The sequence below is a fragment of the Sediminicola luteus genome (assembly GCF_002514735.1).
GTDB lineage: Bacteria > Bacteroidota > Bacteroidia > Flavobacteriales > Flavobacteriaceae > HQA918.
This window is the reverse complement of sequence record NZ_NBWU01000005.1, coordinates 448,150-463,572: the sequence shown is the minus strand read 5'-3', so window position 1 is coordinate 463,572 and position 15,423 is coordinate 448,150. Positions and strand designations below refer to the sequence as shown.

15 protein-coding genes and 1 pseudogene are annotated in these 15,423 nt (G+C 45.1%); 12 read left to right on the top strand and 4 right to left on the bottom strand.

Annotation, left to right across the window (positions count from 1 at the left end; translation table 11 throughout):
* Positions 1-23: 23 nt before the first annotated feature.
* The 3 genes from B7P33_RS17235 to B7P33_RS17225 form a co-directional block, all read right to left on the bottom strand.
* On the bottom strand, positions 24-251 hold the full coding sequence (locus tag B7P33_RS17235; RefSeq protein ID WP_097443568.1) for a PspC domain-containing protein: 228 nt from the start codon (positions 249-251) through the stop codon (positions 24-26).
* A gap of 142 nt (positions 252-393) precedes the next feature.
* The gene (locus B7P33_RS17230; protein WP_097443458.1) at positions 394-1,665 is read right to left on the bottom strand and encodes a DUF2851 family protein; all 1,272 of its coding nucleotides are present in this window, start codon (positions 1,663-1,665) and stop codon (positions 394-396) included.
* Positions 1,666-1,716: 51 nt separating this feature from the next.
* Positions 1,717-2,028 carry a rhodanese-like domain-containing protein gene (locus B7P33_RS17225; protein ID WP_097443457.1) on the bottom strand — a complete coding sequence of 104 codons (312 nt, stop codon included), beginning with the start codon at positions 2,026-2,028 and terminating at the stop codon, positions 1,717-1,719.
* Between the two features lie 207 nt (positions 2,029-2,235).
* On the opposite strand from B7P33_RS17225, the gene B7P33_RS17220 reads away from it, so the two are divergent.
* The 9 genes and pseudogenes from B7P33_RS17220 (at position 2,236) to trpA (ending at position 10,111) form a co-directional block, all read left to right on the top strand.
* Positions 2,236-2,682 carry a MarR family winged helix-turn-helix transcriptional regulator gene (locus B7P33_RS17220; protein ID WP_097443456.1) on the top strand — a complete coding sequence of 149 codons (447 nt, stop codon included), beginning with the start codon at positions 2,236-2,238 and terminating at the stop codon, positions 2,680-2,682.
* A 26-nt stretch (positions 2,683-2,708) separates the two neighbouring features.
* On the top strand, positions 2,709-3,284 hold the full coding sequence (locus B7P33_RS17215) for a YceI family protein (protein ID WP_097443455.1): 576 nt from the start codon (positions 2,709-2,711) through the stop codon (positions 3,282-3,284).
* Positions 3,285-3,600: 316 nt separating this feature from the next.
* Complete coding sequence (locus tag B7P33_RS17210; protein ID WP_097443454.1) at positions 3,601-5,016, top strand: anthranilate synthase component I family protein; 1,416 nt, start codon at positions 3,601-3,603, stop codon at positions 5,014-5,016.
* Between the two features lie 10 nt (positions 5,017-5,026).
* Positions 5,027-5,596 (top strand): anthranilate synthase component II, encoded by a 570-nt coding sequence (locus B7P33_RS17205; RefSeq protein WP_097443453.1) that lies wholly within the window; start codon positions 5,027-5,029, stop codon positions 5,594-5,596.
* A gap of 4 nt (positions 5,597-5,600) precedes the next feature.
* Positions 5,601-6,593, top strand: coding sequence for an anthranilate phosphoribosyltransferase (gene trpD, locus B7P33_RS17200; RefSeq protein ID WP_097443452.1), 993 nt, complete (start codon positions 5,601-5,603; stop codon positions 6,591-6,593).
* 44 nt (positions 6,594-6,637) lie between these two features.
* A complete protein-coding gene (gene trpC, locus B7P33_RS17195; protein ID WP_097443451.1) occupies positions 6,638-7,429 on the top strand; it encodes an indole-3-glycerol phosphate synthase TrpC in 792 nt (263 codons plus the stop codon).
* Positions 7,419-8,087, top strand: a pseudogene (locus B7P33_RS19695) (phosphoribosylanthranilate isomerase); the annotation flags it as partial. The gene trpC and the pseudogene B7P33_RS19695, both read left to right, overlap by 11 nt.
* A gap of 33 nt (positions 8,088-8,120) precedes the next feature.
* Positions 8,121-9,305: a tryptophan synthase subunit beta gene (gene trpB / locus B7P33_RS19690; protein ID WP_245871831.1), complete on the top strand. Its 1,185-nt coding sequence runs from the start codon at positions 8,121-8,123 to the stop codon at positions 9,303-9,305.
* 41 nt (positions 9,306-9,346) lie between these two features.
* Positions 9,347-10,111, top strand: coding sequence for a tryptophan synthase subunit alpha (trpA, locus tag B7P33_RS17185; RefSeq protein ID WP_097443567.1), 765 nt, complete (start codon positions 9,347-9,349; stop codon positions 10,109-10,111).
* Between the two features lie 198 nt (positions 10,112-10,309).
* Here the strand turns inward: trpA and tnpA are convergent, their stop codons facing one another.
* Positions 10,310-10,768 (bottom strand): IS200/IS605 family transposase, encoded by a 459-nt coding sequence (gene tnpA, locus B7P33_RS17180; protein WP_097443449.1) that lies wholly within the window; start codon positions 10,766-10,768, stop codon positions 10,310-10,312.
* 267 nt (positions 10,769-11,035) lie between these two features.
* On the opposite strand from tnpA, the gene B7P33_RS17175 reads away from it, so the two are divergent.
* The 3 genes from B7P33_RS17175 to B7P33_RS17165 all read left to right on the top strand — a co-directional run bounded on the left by B7P33_RS17175 (position 11,036) and on the right by B7P33_RS17165 (position 15,422).
* Positions 11,036-11,263: a hypothetical protein gene (locus B7P33_RS17175; protein WP_097443448.1), complete on the top strand. Its 228-nt coding sequence runs from the start codon at positions 11,036-11,038 to the stop codon at positions 11,261-11,263.
* Positions 11,264-11,298: 35 nt separating this feature from the next.
* The gene (locus B7P33_RS17170) at positions 11,299-12,786 is read left to right on the top strand and encodes a M20/M25/M40 family metallo-hydrolase (protein WP_097443447.1); all 1,488 of its coding nucleotides are present in this window, start codon (positions 11,299-11,301) and stop codon (positions 12,784-12,786) included.
* 134 nt (positions 12,787-12,920) lie between these two features.
* Positions 12,921-15,422 carry a glycoside hydrolase family 9 protein gene (locus B7P33_RS17165; protein WP_097443566.1) on the top strand — a complete coding sequence of 834 codons (2,502 nt, stop codon included), beginning with the start codon at positions 12,921-12,923 and terminating at the stop codon, positions 15,420-15,422.
* Position 15,423: the final 1 nt, after the last annotated feature.

Here is a 15,423-nt window from a genome sequence, read left to right as displayed (position 1 = left end):
AGGTTATTCCCATTGCAACCGTTTCAAAGATCAAAGACCGAGGTCCTTTTGGTATAGACCAAATCTTTGATTTTTAACCAAAAGGCCAGAAAAAGGTACAGGGCAAATCCGAAACCTAAGGTCACAAAAGTGAGGTAGATAAAAGATGTACGTACGATTTTGGTGCGAATACCCAATCGTTCGGCTATACGCCTACATACTTCGAAACCCCTTTTTTGCAAGGAATACAATAATTGATGCTGGATTTTCATGCGGGCCTTTACGGCTAGTTTGATTTTGAGGATAAATTTAGGCATTTCGAGTTAAACCCCCTATCCCCTTGTCATAATGCAAATTCAACGAATTTGTTCCTTTCGAAAATTTATCTTGGGTATTAGAATTGAGATTACCTTTTTAGTCATGAAGCAATCTTGAACCCACAGCACATTGCAAACAACGATGTTGTTGGCAATATTGGGTATACAAACCGAGTAGGGCTTGGGTGTGCAGGGCATGATCGGCCTGCCAACCCCGCATCGCAAATCGGTTAATAACGGTGTTCTTTTCAGGTTTTAATTGCATTACCAATTCGAGTAGCTTTTCAGTTGCCTGCTGGCCTTTATACTTGGCATAGGCGAATTTTAACGGTATTACGGTATTGACCAACAACAACTCTAGAAATGAATCGGTAGTAGACCGTGTTTTTTCGACCACCGATTTCCCAAAAACGAAATGACTGGCCCAATAGTCATTTAGCCTTACCTGCAATAGCGATTTAAGTTGTTCCACCTGCCAAGTTTGCATCAGTTCAAGAAACAACTGTTTTTCCCTACAGAGCAATCGACTTAATTGTGCCAGGCGAAGGGTTGGGAAATTCGGTGGGCGCAATCCGTAATAATTGGCCCCGGGCCCATAGGATTCCTGTAGCCTAAACTTATGCTTCAGATAAGTAAACCTATTTGATTGCTCATTAAAATAGGTATCTTGAGGCTCTTCTTTGGAAAACATACCCATGGTACCGAAAAGCAATGCTTCCAATTCCAAGGGGTCGTTAAGACAACTTCGCCAAACCTGAATGGGGATTTTAAGCCCTTGTTGTAAAAAGAACTCCCCATTCACTTTAGTACCGAAACCCTTTAACAACATTAGAAATAAAACCTGCTCCCAATTGTTGGCGGTTTGTTCCAATAGGGCATACACCTTTTTCGCTTTGGTCTCCAGTCGCTCGAAAAACACCCTTTCCAACCAATGTTCCCGGTCAAACCCATTAAATTGATGTAGATCCGTTTCGCAATTCACAAAAGACTTGGGCTGCATCAGTTGGCGGTAACTATTTACAAAAGTTTTTGGGATAACCTTGGCCAATTGAAGTGTAGGAATGGTTTCCCCGGTAGGGCGAACAACCGGGAGGTCGTGTTCCCAAACCACGTGCAGAATTACGTTATTATAGTTGGTATCGGACTGATGGTTGTGTTTAAACCAATCGGAGCTTTTTACATGGATCTCTACGCTACCGGCCCACAATTGGCCCCCTATCCAAATTTGCGCTTCCAAAAAATCGGGGCCTGCCAAGTGGTTGTGCCTACCCAGGTTTTTAACCGACAAAGTTTCCCCTGAAACCGTCGAAAGACCGTTCAAGGGAAACTTTGCGTATTTCCAAATAAAATGAAGCAATTCCTCTTTCATATGCCCTCAATTAGACATAAGAGGTTTACATCACCAGTAAACTTTTGGAGCTTATTGGGCTACCTCGCCGTCCCAAGACATAAAACCACCCATTAGGTTATAAGCGGTCTCAAAACCGGCCTGGTTCATTAAGGCACAGGCTTGGCCACTGCGGTTACCCGACCTACAATATACATAATAGTTTTTTGATTTGTCGAGCTCTTCCAAGGCATCCAAAAAGCCCTGTCCCATAAAAATATCGATATTGGTAGCCCCAGGAATATATCCTTCAGACACTTCGTCTGCGGTGCGTACATCCAAAATAAAAGCGTTATCGTCCGCGGCTAAGCGGCTAGTCCATTCTTCTTGGTTTAAATCAGCCATAGTCTATTTTTTATCAATGTCCAAAAATACATAAAACCGACTAACGCAAACTGTCACATTTGTTACGATCGCCATATTTCTTTCTATCGGACTCAAGCCGTTCAAAATTCTGCCCCCAACATAACATCTTTAACACAAGTTTAAGCTTCCTTTTACCTCATCATCCAAAATTGATTTTATATTTGCATAGTAAATAGTTGTACCTACATGGAAGTTGAAAAAATCATACAGACCAAGGTCAATATGCCGCTGCCAAGCCGTACGGCCATCCATTTGAGTCTAGTTTGCCAATCCGTAAAGGAGCGTATGAACTTGGCCATGGAGTCCATGGATACAACCCTGCAACATTTTAACGTCCTCCGTATACTTCGGGGCCAAAAAGGAAGCCCCATTAACCTGTCAGGAATCAACTCCCGTATGGTAACCAAAATGAGCAATACCAGTAGGATCGTAGACAAGTTGATGAAAAAAGGCCAGGTAGAACGTACGCTATGCCCCAACAACCGCAGGGAAGTAGAAATACGTATAACCGATAAAGGCCTTCGCGACTTGGAACAAATGAGTGTCATCGTACACCAAACGGAGCAGGCCATTTTTAAGAATTTCGAAAAGGAAGATCTGGTTCAATTGAACCAACTATTAGATAAATTTTAAACACTTATAAACTAAAAACAACACCCATGAAAAAGAGCATTTTTAGCCTTGTAATCGCCTTGGTATTCGCCAACGCCCAAGCTACGGAACCCATTAAGGGAGACAAGAAGGATATTAAAGTATCTGAAAGTACCGTGGTATGGAAAGGGCATAAGGTAACCGGTTCCCACGAGGGCACCATCAATCTAAAATCGGGTCATTTGGAAATGGCAAACGGTAAGCTAACTGGTGGTTCATTCACGGTAGACATGGCCAGTATTGCCTGTACCGATCTAGAGGGGGAATACAAAGGCAAGTTAGAGGGCCATTTGAAATCGGATGATTTCTTTGGTACGGCCAACCACCCTACGGCTAGTTTTACAATGAAACAAGTTGCGGCTACTGGCGCTGATACTTATGAGATAACCGGTGATCTGACCATTAAAGGAAAGACCCATCCTATTAGTTTTGTAATGACGGTAAACGGGAACAAAGCTATGGCCGAATTAAAGGTAGATCGCACCAAATACGGAATAGAATACAAATCTGCCAGTATTTTTAGCGCTTTAGGAGACAAGGCCATTTACGACGAGTTCGACCTGAACGTGGCTTTACAGTTTTAACAAAATACACATAGAAAAAGAAGATTATCGTTACCAAGGCCCCACAATTTGGGGCCTTTTTGTTTTTCAGCCAACAAAGATTTGCATTTCACGATTTCTTTGCTACATTTGGCTTCGTGTTTAGAGAAAGAACAAATACTTGGTGGTGGAGCAACTTACGTCAGACGTCGTGAGCAGACTCCCCTATAGTGTACAATGATACCAAAGGCCTGTCGATCACGACAGGCCTTTTTCATTACAATAATCCGTGATTTCGAATAGGCGCATTACGCAATAAGAATAATGGCAACCCCATATAGAACCAGATTATAGACAGATGGAACTAAAAGAGAAATACCCATTGGTCTCGCACAGTAAAAAAATACTGGCCGACACCTTTACCCCGGTAAGTGTTTACCTTAAGATTCGCGATCGCTTTCCGAACAGTATTTTGCTGGAAAGTAGCGACTACCACGCCAACGACAACAGCTTTTCATATATCTGTTGCAATCCGTTGGCCCATTTTACGGTAGCCCAAGAAACCATAACCGAAACCTACCCAGACGGACAAGAGGTTAAAACAGCCATAACCGAGCGCCAACAGGTGACAAGAGGTCTTGAGGCATTTGCACAACGATTCAGCAGCAATACCCATCCGGATTACAAATTCATACAAAACGGCATTTTCGGTTATATGGCCTACGACGCCGTTCGTTATTTTGAAGATATAGCCGTAACCAAAAAATCGGACTCCCCCGATATTCCAGACCTTCACTATTCGGTATACCAGAATATCATCGCCATCGACCACTTTAAAAACGAGGCCTATATATTCTCTAATTGTTACGAAAGCAGCGACAATATTGCCGAGATCGAGCAAATATTGAATGTCAAGAATTTTGCGGCCTATCCGTTTGAAAAAACAGGGGAAGCCCGCACCAATATCTCCGATGATGCCTACAAAGAACTGGTGGTACAGGCCAAAAAGCATTGTGGACGTGGCGATGTTTTCCAACTGGTATTGTCACGCCGGTTTTCACAAGCCTTTAAAGGCGATGAATTTAATGTATACCGGGCCCTACGTTCGGTAAACCCCTCACCTTACCTATTCTATTTCGACTACGGAAACTTTAAGATTTTCGGTAGTTCGCCCGAAGCCCAATTGGTAGTGGCCGATGGCTCCGCCGAGATCCACCCCATAGCCGGCACTTTTAAACGTACGGGTAACGACGTACAAGATGCCGATCTGGCCCAAAAACTGAGTAAGGATAATAAGGAAAACAGCGAGCATGTGATGTTGGTAGATCTGGCCCGAAACGACCTGAGCCGCAGCTGTAATACCGTACAGGTGGACACCTACAAAGAAGTACAATTTTTTTCACATGTGATCCATTTGGTTTCTAAAGTTATCGGGCGTAAAAAAGAAGCCATACCTACCACCCAATTGGTGGCCGACACCTTTCCGGCCGGTACGCTAAGCGGGGCGCCCAAGCATATGGCCTTACAGCTCATAGAAAAGTATGAACCCACCAGCAGGGGTTATTATGGGGGTGCCATAGGTTTTATGGATTTTTCAGGGAATTTTAACCACGCTATTATGATCCGTACCTTTTTGAGCAAAGACCACAGCCTACATTTTCAGGCCGGGGCCGGCTTGGTGGCCGATAGTGACCCAGAAAGTGAATTACAGGAAACCTACAACAAACTCGGTGCTTTGAACAAGGCCTTGAACATGGCCGAAAACATTCTTTAAGACAGACGATATGGAACCCATACTCATGATAGATAATTACGATAGCTTCACCTTTAATTTGGTGCATTACCTAGAAGACCTAGGTTGTGAGGTAATCGTAAAACGCAACGATCAACTGACCTTGGAAGAGGTTGACGCCTATACTAAAATCGTATTGTCGCCCGGACCGGGAATACCCGATGAAGCCGGACTCTTAAAACCCATAATAGAGCGTTATGCGGCCAGTAAATCCATTTTGGGGGTATGCTTGGGCCAACAAGCCATCGGGGAAGTATTCGGGGCCCGTTTGGTAAACTTAGACCAAGTGTACCATGGTGTGGCCACCACTATTGAGGTCACCCAGTCCGATATACTGTTTGAGGGATTACCACAAAATTTGGAAGTGGGCCGGTACCACTCTTGGGTAGTAGACCAAAAAGGCCTGCCCGATTGTTTAGAAGTGACCTCGGTAGATGCGAACGGACAGATCATGTCGTTACGCCATACCGAATACGATGTTAGGGCGGTGCAATTCCACCCCGAATCGGTGTTGACCCCCGAAGGGAAACAAATGATCAAAAATTGGGTAGATAAAAAATAGCGGAATGAAAAAAATCCTAAATAAACTCATAAACCACGAAGTACTCAGCAAGGCCGAGGCCCGTGAGGTACTGGTTAATATTGCCCAAGGCCAATACAACCAAAGTCAGATCGCGGCATTTTTAACCGTGTATATGATGCGTAGCATCAGTCTACATGAACTGGAAGGCTTTCGCGACGCCCTACTGGAACTCTGTATTGCCATCGACCTGGCCGATTACAATCCGGTAGACCTTTGTGGTACCGGGGGCGACGGTAAGGATACTTTTAATATATCGACCTTGGCGTCGTTCGTGACGGCCGGTGCAGGCATCAAGGTTACCAAACACGGTAATTATGGGGTATCTTCTAAATGTGGAAGCAGTAACGTTATGGAACATTTGGGCATTGCCTTTAAAAACGATGCCGACTTTTTAGAACGCAGTATAGACCAAGCGGGTATATGTGTGCTACATGCCCCATTGTTTCACCCGGCCATGAAAAATGTAGGCCCCATCCGAAAAGAACTGGCCGTTAAAACCTTTTTCAATATGTTGGGCCCCATGGTAAACCCGGCATTTCCGAAAAACCAAATGGTGGGGGTATTCAACTTAGAGCTGGCCCGAATGTATGGCTATCTCTATCAGAACACTGACAAGAACTTTACCGTACTTCACGCCCTGGATGGTTATGACGAAATTTCCCTTACCGGGGATACCAAAACCATCTCGAACCGAGTAGAAAGCATGATCCGACCTGAGGATTTTGGGGTAAGCGCAGTAAGACAATCTGAAATCGTAGGCGGGGATACCGTGGAAGATTCCGCCAAGATCTTCATCAACATCCTGGAAGGTAAAGGCAGTCAAGCCCAGAACCATGTAGTCTGTGCCAATGCAGGCATGGCCATTGCCACGGTAACCGGCAAGAGTCCGAAGGAAGGCTTTGAAACGGCCCAAGAATCGTTGTTGGGCGGCAAAGGTTTACAAGCGCTTCGGAAATTGCAAGAATTAAGTAAATAAGGTATCCCAAGCAAGAGACCAAAACCCTAGAACAACCCGCAAAAATGAATATTCTAGATAAGATTGTAGCCGACAAACATAAAGAGGTAGCGCTTAAAAAAGCCTTGATTCCGGTTAGTCAATACGAAACTTCGGTACTGTTCGACCGAAAGGGAAAATCGCTTTCGAATGCACTTCGCCAGAGTGCTTCGGGTATTATTGCCGAACACAAAAGGCGTTCACCCTCCAAACAAACCATCAACCAAAACACCAATGTGGGCCAGGTAGCAAAAGGCTACGAAAGTGCCGGGGCCTGCGGAATGAGTGTGCTCACCGACATCAAGTATTTTGGCGGTTCATTGGAAGACTTGCTTTTGGCCCGGGCCAGTGTAGCTATGCCCTTGCTCCGCAAAGAATTCATTGTAGACGAATACCAATTACTGGAAGCCAAGGCCCATGGGGCCGATGTTATTTTATTAATTGCCGCGGTACTCACCCACCAAGAAATAAAAACACTATCCGAAACCGCACAAAGTTTAGGTTTGGAGGTATTATTGGAAGTACACAACCAAGAAGAACTCGAAAAATCCATAATGCCCAGTTTAGATATGCTGGGGGTAAACAACCGCGACCTAAAAACCTTTGCGGTTAGTTTGGACACTAGTAAAACCTTGGCAGCACAAATACCCGACGAATTCGTAAAGGTCTCTGAAAGCGGCATTAGTTCGGTATCGGCCATACAAGAATTGCAGCCCTATGGTTATAAAGGTTTTTTGATCGGTGAGAATTTTATGAAAACAGAGTGCCCAGGCACAGCTGCCAAAACCTTTATTGAAAGTTTGACACATGACAAGTAATCCCAAAATAAAAGTTTGCGGTATGAACCGCAATACGGCTGAAGTTGATGCCTTGGCAGCTGATTATCTCGGCTTCATCTTTTGGGAGCCCTCCAAACGGGCCTTTCAAGGAAAAATGCCCGTATTAGCGCCTAATACTAAAAAAATCGGGGTTTTTGTGGATGCATCCATTAAGGAAGTACTACAAAAAACAACCGAGTTTGATTTGGACGGCGTGCAGTTACACGGTTCCGAAAGCCCAGAATATTGTGCTAGCTTACGTCAAGAGTTAACCCAACCCAAAAAAGTGGAAAGCGATGTTAGGCTGAGCGCCGTGTCTGCCGACAGGCAGGCAGTCGAAGCCCCAGTCATCATCAAAGCCTTTGCCGTAGGCAGTACCTTCGATTTTTCGATTTTGAAGGCCTTTGAAGCCCATACCGATTACTTTCTTTTCGACACCAAAGGTAAATTACCAGGAGGTAATGGTGCCGCCTTTGATTGGACCTTGTTACAAGACTACCCTAGCACCACACCATTTTTTTTAAGTGGGGGCATTGGGCCGGAGAACCTCACCAACATACAGGAGTTTTTAGCGAGTCCGGCCGCAGCCCATTGCCATGCCTTAGACCTCAACAGTAAATTTGAAACAGCTCCCGGCCTCAAGGATACCCAGGCCTTGGAAGCCTTTATAACGATCATAAGAACACCCAATATGCAAACTTATCATGCCGACGAAAACGGCTATTACGGAGAATTCGGGGGTGCCTATATTCCTGAAATGCTCTACCCGAATGTGGCGGAGCTCAAAGCCAAATACCTAGAGATTATGGCCGAGCCTTCGTTCCAGGAAGAGTTCCAACAACTGCTCAAAGATTATGTTGGGCGACCTAGCCCGTTATATTTTGCCAAACGACTGTCGGAACGCTACAACACCAAAATCTATCTCAAACGAGAAGACCTAAACCATACCGGTGCCCATAAGGTCAATAACACCATCGGTCAGATCTTAATGGCCAAACGCTTGGGCAAAAAGCGCATTATCGCCGAAACCGGGGCGGGGCAACACGGAGTGGCTACCGCCACAGTGTGTGCCTTAATGGGTATGGAATGTATCGTGTATATGGGCGAAATAGATATCGCCCGCCAAGCCCCCAATGTGGCCCGAATGAAAATGTTGGGTGCGACTGTGGTACCGGCACTTTCGGGTAGTAGAACCCTAAAAGACGCCACCAACGAAGCCATTCGCGATTGGATCAACAATCCGATAGATACGCACTACATCATAGGATCGGTAGTAGGTCCACACCCCTACCCCGATATGGTAGCCCGGTTCCAAGCCGTTATTTCTGAGGAAATCGAATGGCAGTTACTGGAAAAAGAAGGCCGTAAAAACCCTGATTATGTAATCGCCTGTGTCGGCGGGGGCTCTAATGCCGCAGGGGCCTTTTATCAATATCTCGATAGGCCCGAAGTAGGTATCATTGCCGTAGAAGCTGCAGGTAAAGGGGTAGATTCCGGTGAAAGTGCCGCCACATCGGCCTTGGGCAAGGTGGGTATTATACATGGTAGTAAAACCCTGTTGATGCAGACCCCAGATGGACAAATTACAGAACCCTACTCAATCTCGGCCGGACTCGATTACCCGGGTGTGGGTCCCATGCATGCGCATTTATTCCAGTCAGGGCGGGGCGAGTTCATCAGCATAACCGATGCCGACGCCATGAAGGCGGGACTCGAACTATGCGAACTCGAGGGCATTATCCCGGCCATTGAAAGCTCACATGCCTTTGCCGTATTGGAGAAAAAACAATTCAAACCGGACGATGTGGTGGTCATAAACCTCAGCGGTCGAGGCGATAAGGACTTGAATACATATATCGACTATTTTAAACTTTAATTACATTTCCTCCCTCGCGGAAATGAAAAACAATAATGTTTATGAACCGAATCGTCTCAAAACTAAAAGAGAATAAAAAAATCCTTTCCCTATACTTTACTGCTGGTTATCCGAATTTGGCCGATACCTTGCCAACGCTTAAACAAATGGAAGCCGCCGACGTAGATTTGGTTGAGATCGGACTCCCTTTTAGCGACCCTTTGGCCGATGGGCCTACCATTCAAAACAGCTCAACACAGGCCTTGAACAATGGCATGACCACCCAAAAACTGTTCGAACAGTTGGCCGGGGTACGTGAACATATTAATATGCCTTTAATCATCATGGGCTATTTTAATCCGGTACTGCAATACGGGGTAGATGCCTTTTGTGCCCAATGTGCCCAAATAGGTATAGATGGTCTCATTTTGCCCGACCTACCCTTGGAAGAATACCAAGAACACTACCAACCTATTTTTGAAAAATACGGTTTGGCCAACATTTTTTTGATTACACCACAAACCTCCGATGCCCGTATCCGACAGATCGATGCCGCATCCAATGCTTTTATCTATATGGTAAGTACGGCCAGCGTTACGGGTAGCAAAAGTGGTTTTGGGCCCGAGCAAACCACCTATTTCAAAAGAGTATCTGACATGGGCCTAAAAAACCCATTGATCGTCGGTTTCGGCATCAAAGACCAGGAAACTTTTGACACGGCTACGGAATATACCCAAGGCGCCATTATAGGATCGGCCTGTATTAAACATCTAACTGAAAATGGTCCGCAAGGGATTGATACGTTCGTAAAAAGTGTAAGGCCTTAAAATATTTACCCTCTGGTTTAAGGCCAGAGGGTAAAATACCTCAACCCCATTGAGATCCATAGGAGCGACATCCAAATAGCTCCGTAGGAGCAGCATATCCCTAGCCCCAGCGGGGCGTCACCCAAAAAAACTCCGGAGGAGTGTCATCCCCTTAGCACCAGAGGTGTGACATATCCCTAGCCCCGTAGGGGCGGAATATCAATCCGGTTCGAATAAATAATCGGAATCATAATCTACCCCATAGGTTTTCAAGAATTCCTCATATTCCTTCCGGAATTTTTTTCTTTTATGATGCTCTTCTTGATTCTCGATATAGGCAATAACCTTTTTTAGACCACGTTGTCCAACGGTGAATGCCCCAAATCCGGTTTGCCAACGAAACTCCCCTGAAACCAACCTTCTTTCATTGATCCATTTAGACGAATTCGCTTTAATGTCACGGACCAAATCAGATAAATTACAATTCGGTTTGGTTCCTAGTAAAATATGTACATGATCCGACATACCATTGATAATCATCAATTTTTGGTTCTTATTCCGTACTACCCCTGAAATATATTTATACAATTCCTCCTTCCATTGAGGCGAAATATGGTTGGCGCGACCTTTGACCGCAAAAACAACATGAAAATATAATTGGGTATATGTATTGGCCATAACATTGAAGCCTTTGGGGATACCGCTCCTATGGAGCTCGTTTTAAAATCTAAATGGATGACGCTCCTATGGAGCTGCCTCACCCTATTAAAATAATTTCTAATCAAAAGATGGCATAAAATGTAAGTCCAAAAGTCCTAATAATCGATAAGGAAAGAAATGGCTTGGTATTATTCCTATTCGTAACTGCCAACATTCCTTCCTTTGTAACCCCGTTTACAAAACAATCCATTGTGGCACCTTACTTTTGAGAAAATTCTGCTCCAAATGAAATCCTTTATAAACGACTGGAAAACAATTGCCCTTTTATGCCTTACCTTGGGCTTGGCCCCCTTTCAGCCCGAACCGCATTTATGGGGTAAACTCAAATGGGTAGCCGGCGGGGCGGTTGGCATGCAACCCATGGATTGGTTCGACCTGGTATTTCATGGTTTTCCGTGGCTGCTATTGATCCGACTGTTAATTTTGAAAACAATGGGACGGTTTAAGGCGTAGTTTTGCTACTTTTAGGCATTGCTAACACCCAATTAATGAGATTCCCTACCACCCTACTTGCCCTGCTGATTTTTTGTATGGGGCAAGCCCAAGATTCTGCCCAAGTAAAATCGAAAGTCCGTAAGAGTATCGATATGCTCGGCGGTTTTGTATCCATTCCCAACGATGCTTTGGATATTGCCGATATCAATCGAAACATCACTTGGCTTACCGAGGCCTTCAACCAAAGGGGTTTTAACTCTTCGGTATTACCCACGAGCGGGGCACCCCTATTTTTTGCTGCCTTACCCATGGAAGACAGCAAACCCACCATTCTGTTCTATATGCATTTAGATGGTCAAGGCGTTGATGCCTCCAAATGGGATCAAAACGACCCCTACCAAATGATTATCAAGGCCCAGCAAGGCGATTCTTTGGTTGTCAAAGAAAAATCCGATTTAAATAGTGACCTCAACTACGATTGGCGACTATTCGGGCGTTCTACCGCCGATGACAAAGGCCCAATTGTCATGTTTTTAAATGCCATAGACCTGTTGCAGGAAAATGGGGTGGAATTGGCCTATAACATCAAGGTAATATTAGATTCGGAAGAAGAAAAAGGAAGCAAACCCTTACCCAAAGCGGTGGCGGAGTATAAAGAGCTACTCCAAGCCGATTTTCTGGTAATCAACGATGGCCCTATGCATGCCAGTGGCCAGCCCACGATAGTTTATGGCTGTAGGGGCATAACAGGAATCAGTCTTACCACCTATGGCCCCATAAAGCCACAGCATAGTGGTCATTACGGGAACTACACCCCAAATCCGGCCATGGAACTGAGTCAACTTTTGGCCAGTATGAAAGATGCCGAAGGCAGGATAACCATTAAGGGCTATTATGATGGTATAAAAATAGACGCCGACACTAAAGCACTTCTAGAGGCGGTACCCGACGATGTTGAAGCCATAAAAGCCAGCCAGCAATTAGGTCGGGTAGATCTGGTGGGCCAATCGTATCAAGAGGCACTACAATACCCTTCTTTGAATATTCGAGGAATGCAATCCGCCTGGGTAGGCGACCAAACCCGAACAATCGTTCCTGACAAGGCTACGGCCGAAATCGGAATTCGTTTGGTGCCGGAAACCGACGGGGCCCGATTACAAAACCTGATACAAAAACACATATCAAATCAGGGATATACGGTTTTGGACCACGAGCCTAGTACTGACGAACGTACCCAAAACGAAAGGATAGTCAAACTGACCAATGGTAGCATTTCCAATGCTTTCCGTACCGATATGGAAAACCCCAACGGGCAATTCCTTCGAGACAAACTGGCCCAATTATCGGAAGCGGAAGTTGTGAATATTAGAATGATGGGCGGTACCGTGCCTATGGCCCCATTCATTAAGCAATTGGGCATACCGGCTTTCATAGTACCTTTGGTTAACCACGACAACAACCAACACGCACCAAATGAAAACCTCAGGATCGGTCAGCTCGATTATGGCATTCGGGTGTTTTATGGGATTTTGAGTAAGTAAGTCCATTGGCATTAAGAACATAAGCATACTAGAAAATTGCTTTCGGGTAGATAGCACGATTCACTGGTTTGGCATGGTTCATACCTGAATATCGCTTATCTTTATTGGGTTATCCAACTACCAAACCCAAACCCGTGAAAAAGTTACTAGTAGGCATTTTCCTGTTGTCCTTACCCTTTTTACAGGCGCAACAGCTCCAATCGTGGATCCGTATCAATAATCTGGGCTATTTGCCTGAAAGCACCAAGGTGGCTGTTTTTGTCAGCAAGGAAAACCAACCCCTATCTGAATTTGAGATTGTAGATGTTCGAACTCGTAAAACAGTTTTTAAAGGCAATATAACTTCGGAATACAGGGATTTTGGCCCTTTTGCCTATAGTGCCCGATTGAATTTTAGTCAGTTTAACAGTATAGGTACGTTTAAACTAAAGGCCCATGGGATTGAGTCGCCTGAATTTTCCATTGACTGGGACGTGTACGACCATACGGCCGACTTCTTATTGAAGTATATGCGCCAGCAGCGTTGTGGGTACAATCCTTTCTTTGCGGATTCTTGCCATGTGAACGACGGATTCATCGTATATCACCCTACCAAAACAGGTCAACGTTTAGATGTAACCGGAGGTTGGCACGATGCCACCGATTATTTACAATATACGGCCACATCGGCCAATGCGGTCTATCAACTTTTATTCGCCTTCAAAGAATACCCAAAGGTTTTTATCGATACCCATAAGGCCAATGGTCTCCCCGGCCCCAATGGCATACCCGATGTTATTGACGAAGCCAAATTTGGAATGGACTGGCTAAAAAAAATGAACCCTTCCGATCAGGAGTACTATAACCAAATTGCCGATGATCGGGATCATGCCGGATACCGCTTACCAACCCAAGACAGTGTCGTTTACGATTCCACCCAATTGGGTAGACCGGTGTATTTAGCCTCGGCCGAAAAGCAAGGGTTGTTAAAATACAAAAACCGTTCAACCGGGGCAGCCAATACGGCCGGCAAATTCGCATCTGCCTTTGCTATGGGTGCACTGGTACTCCCGGAATTCTACCCAAACTACACCCAAGATTTAAAACATAGGGCCACTAAGGCCTTTGCCCATGGCACCGCCCATCCGGGGGTAAGCCAGACCGCACCTTGTAAAGGCCCTTATTTTTATGAAGAAGACAATTGGGTAGACGATATGGAATTGGCTGGGGCCACCTTATATCAACTTAACCAAGAACTGAAATACCAAAAAGCCGCTAAAGAGTACGCGTACAAGGAACCCTTAAGTCCATGGATTGGGAAAGATTCGGTTAACCACTACCAATATTACCCCTTTTTAAATGCAGGTCACTATGCCTTGGCCAGCACCCAAAACCAAAAAGATCGGACACAGACCCTGGGGTATTATGAAAAAGGGTTGACCAAGATTCAAGAGCGGGGCATTAAAAACCCCTTTATGATCGGTACCCCATTGGTTTGGTGTTCCAACAACTTTGTGGCCGCTGCTGTTACCCAAGCCCAACTGTACCGAAAATTGAGCGGAGACCAGAAATTTCATGAAATGGAAGCGGCCCTACGCGATTGGCTTTTCGGTTGCAACCCTTGGGGAACCACTATGATCGTTCGTCTTCCCTACCATGGCGACGCCCCTACCAAACCTCATTCTTCCCTATACCATTTGGCAGATTACCAAACCTATGGCGGTTTGGTAGATGGCCCTGTTTACGGTAGTATCTACAACTCGCTTATCGGTATCCAACTTCTGGAGCCCGATAGCTACGCTCCCTTTCAATCCGATTTTGGGGTGTATCACGACGATGTGGGCGATTATTCCACCAACGAACCTACCATGGATGGAACCGCTAGTTTGATCTATTATCTGGCCTCTTTGGAAAACCAAGCCCGTCAAAAAGGGACCCAGAAAGTAATGGGCGAATACGATGCCGATGGTGCCTTGGTACGGGGCAACCCGCACAAAAAACAATTGAGTTTGGTATTTACAGGAGATAGCTATGCCGATGGTGCCCAAACTATTGTAAAGGTATTGCGCAAACACCAAGTAAAAGCCTCGTTTTTCCTGACCGGAAACTTTTACGCCCAGCCTGCTTTTAAAGATCTCATACAAACCCTAAAAGCCGATGGCCATTATTTAGGAGCACATTCCGACCAGCATTTGTTATACAACGATTGGTCGAAAGGCAAAAAGCGCCTGGTAGACCATACCAGCTTTACCAAGGACCTAAAGGCCAATTATCAAAAAATGGAAAGTTTCGGCATCTTAAAATCGGATGCCCCATATTTTTTACCTCCCTACGAATGGCACGACGACCACATTACCCAATGGGCCTACCAAATGGATCTGCGTTTAATAAATTACACCAAAGGAACCCTATCCCATGCCGATTATACTACCCCGAACATGGATAATTATAGAAGTAGTGAGACCATTTACCAATCTATAATCAAAGAAGAAAAAGCCAATGGCCTTAACGGTTATCTTCTGCTCAGCCATATAGGCACACATTCCGACCGAACGGATAAGTTCTATGACCAACTAGACCGTTTGATCCAATATTTAAAACAAAAAGGGTACGACCTGGTATCCTTGAACAAGAATTTAGGAAAGCTACACCGTTGAC

What these genes read in the sequence shown, in the direction of transcription:
- B7P33_RS17215 (WP_097443455.1), top strand. Translation starts at nt 2,709, where the DNA reads ATGAAAAAGAGCATTTTTAGCCTTGTAATCGCCTTGGTATTCGCCAAC.
- B7P33_RS17220 (WP_097443456.1), top strand. Translation starts at nt 2,236, where the DNA reads ATGGAAGTTGAAAAAATCATACAGACCAAGGTCAATATGCCGCTGCCA.
- tnpA (WP_097443449.1), bottom strand. Translation starts at nt 10,768, where the DNA reads ATGGCCAATACATATACCCAATTATATTTTCATGTTGTTTTTGCGGTC.
- trpD (WP_097443452.1), top strand. Translation starts at nt 5,601, where the DNA reads ATGAAAAAAATCCTAAATAAACTCATAAACCACGAAGTACTCAGCAAG.
- B7P33_RS17225 (WP_097443457.1), bottom strand. Translation starts at nt 2,028, where the DNA reads ATGGCTGATTTAAACCAAGAAGAATGGACTAGCCGCTTAGCCGCGGAC.
- B7P33_RS17205 (WP_097443453.1), top strand. Translation starts at nt 5,027, where the DNA reads ATGGAACCCATACTCATGATAGATAATTACGATAGCTTCACCTTTAAT.
- B7P33_RS17170 (WP_097443447.1), top strand. Translation starts at nt 11,299, where the DNA reads ATGAGATTCCCTACCACCCTACTTGCCCTGCTGATTTTTTGTATGGGG.
- B7P33_RS17230 (WP_097443458.1), bottom strand. Translation starts at nt 1,665, where the DNA reads ATGAAAGAGGAATTGCTTCATTTTATTTGGAAATACGCAAAGTTTCCC.
- trpA (WP_097443567.1), top strand. Translation starts at nt 9,347, where the DNA reads ATGAACCGAATCGTCTCAAAACTAAAAGAGAATAAAAAAATCCTTTCC.
- B7P33_RS17235 (WP_097443568.1), bottom strand. Translation starts at nt 251, where the DNA reads ATGAAAATCCAGCATCAATTATTGTATTCCTTGCAAAAAAGGGGTTTC.
- trpB (WP_245871831.1), top strand. Translation starts at nt 8,121, where the DNA reads ATGCAAACTTATCATGCCGACGAAAACGGCTATTACGGAGAATTCGGG.
- trpC (WP_097443451.1), top strand. Translation starts at nt 6,638, where the DNA reads ATGAATATTCTAGATAAGATTGTAGCCGACAAACATAAAGAGGTAGCG.
- B7P33_RS17175 (WP_097443448.1), top strand. Translation starts at nt 11,036, where the DNA reads ATGAAATCCTTTATAAACGACTGGAAAACAATTGCCCTTTTATGCCTT.
- B7P33_RS17210 (WP_097443454.1), top strand. Translation starts at nt 3,601, where the DNA reads ATGGAACTAAAAGAGAAATACCCATTGGTCTCGCACAGTAAAAAAATA.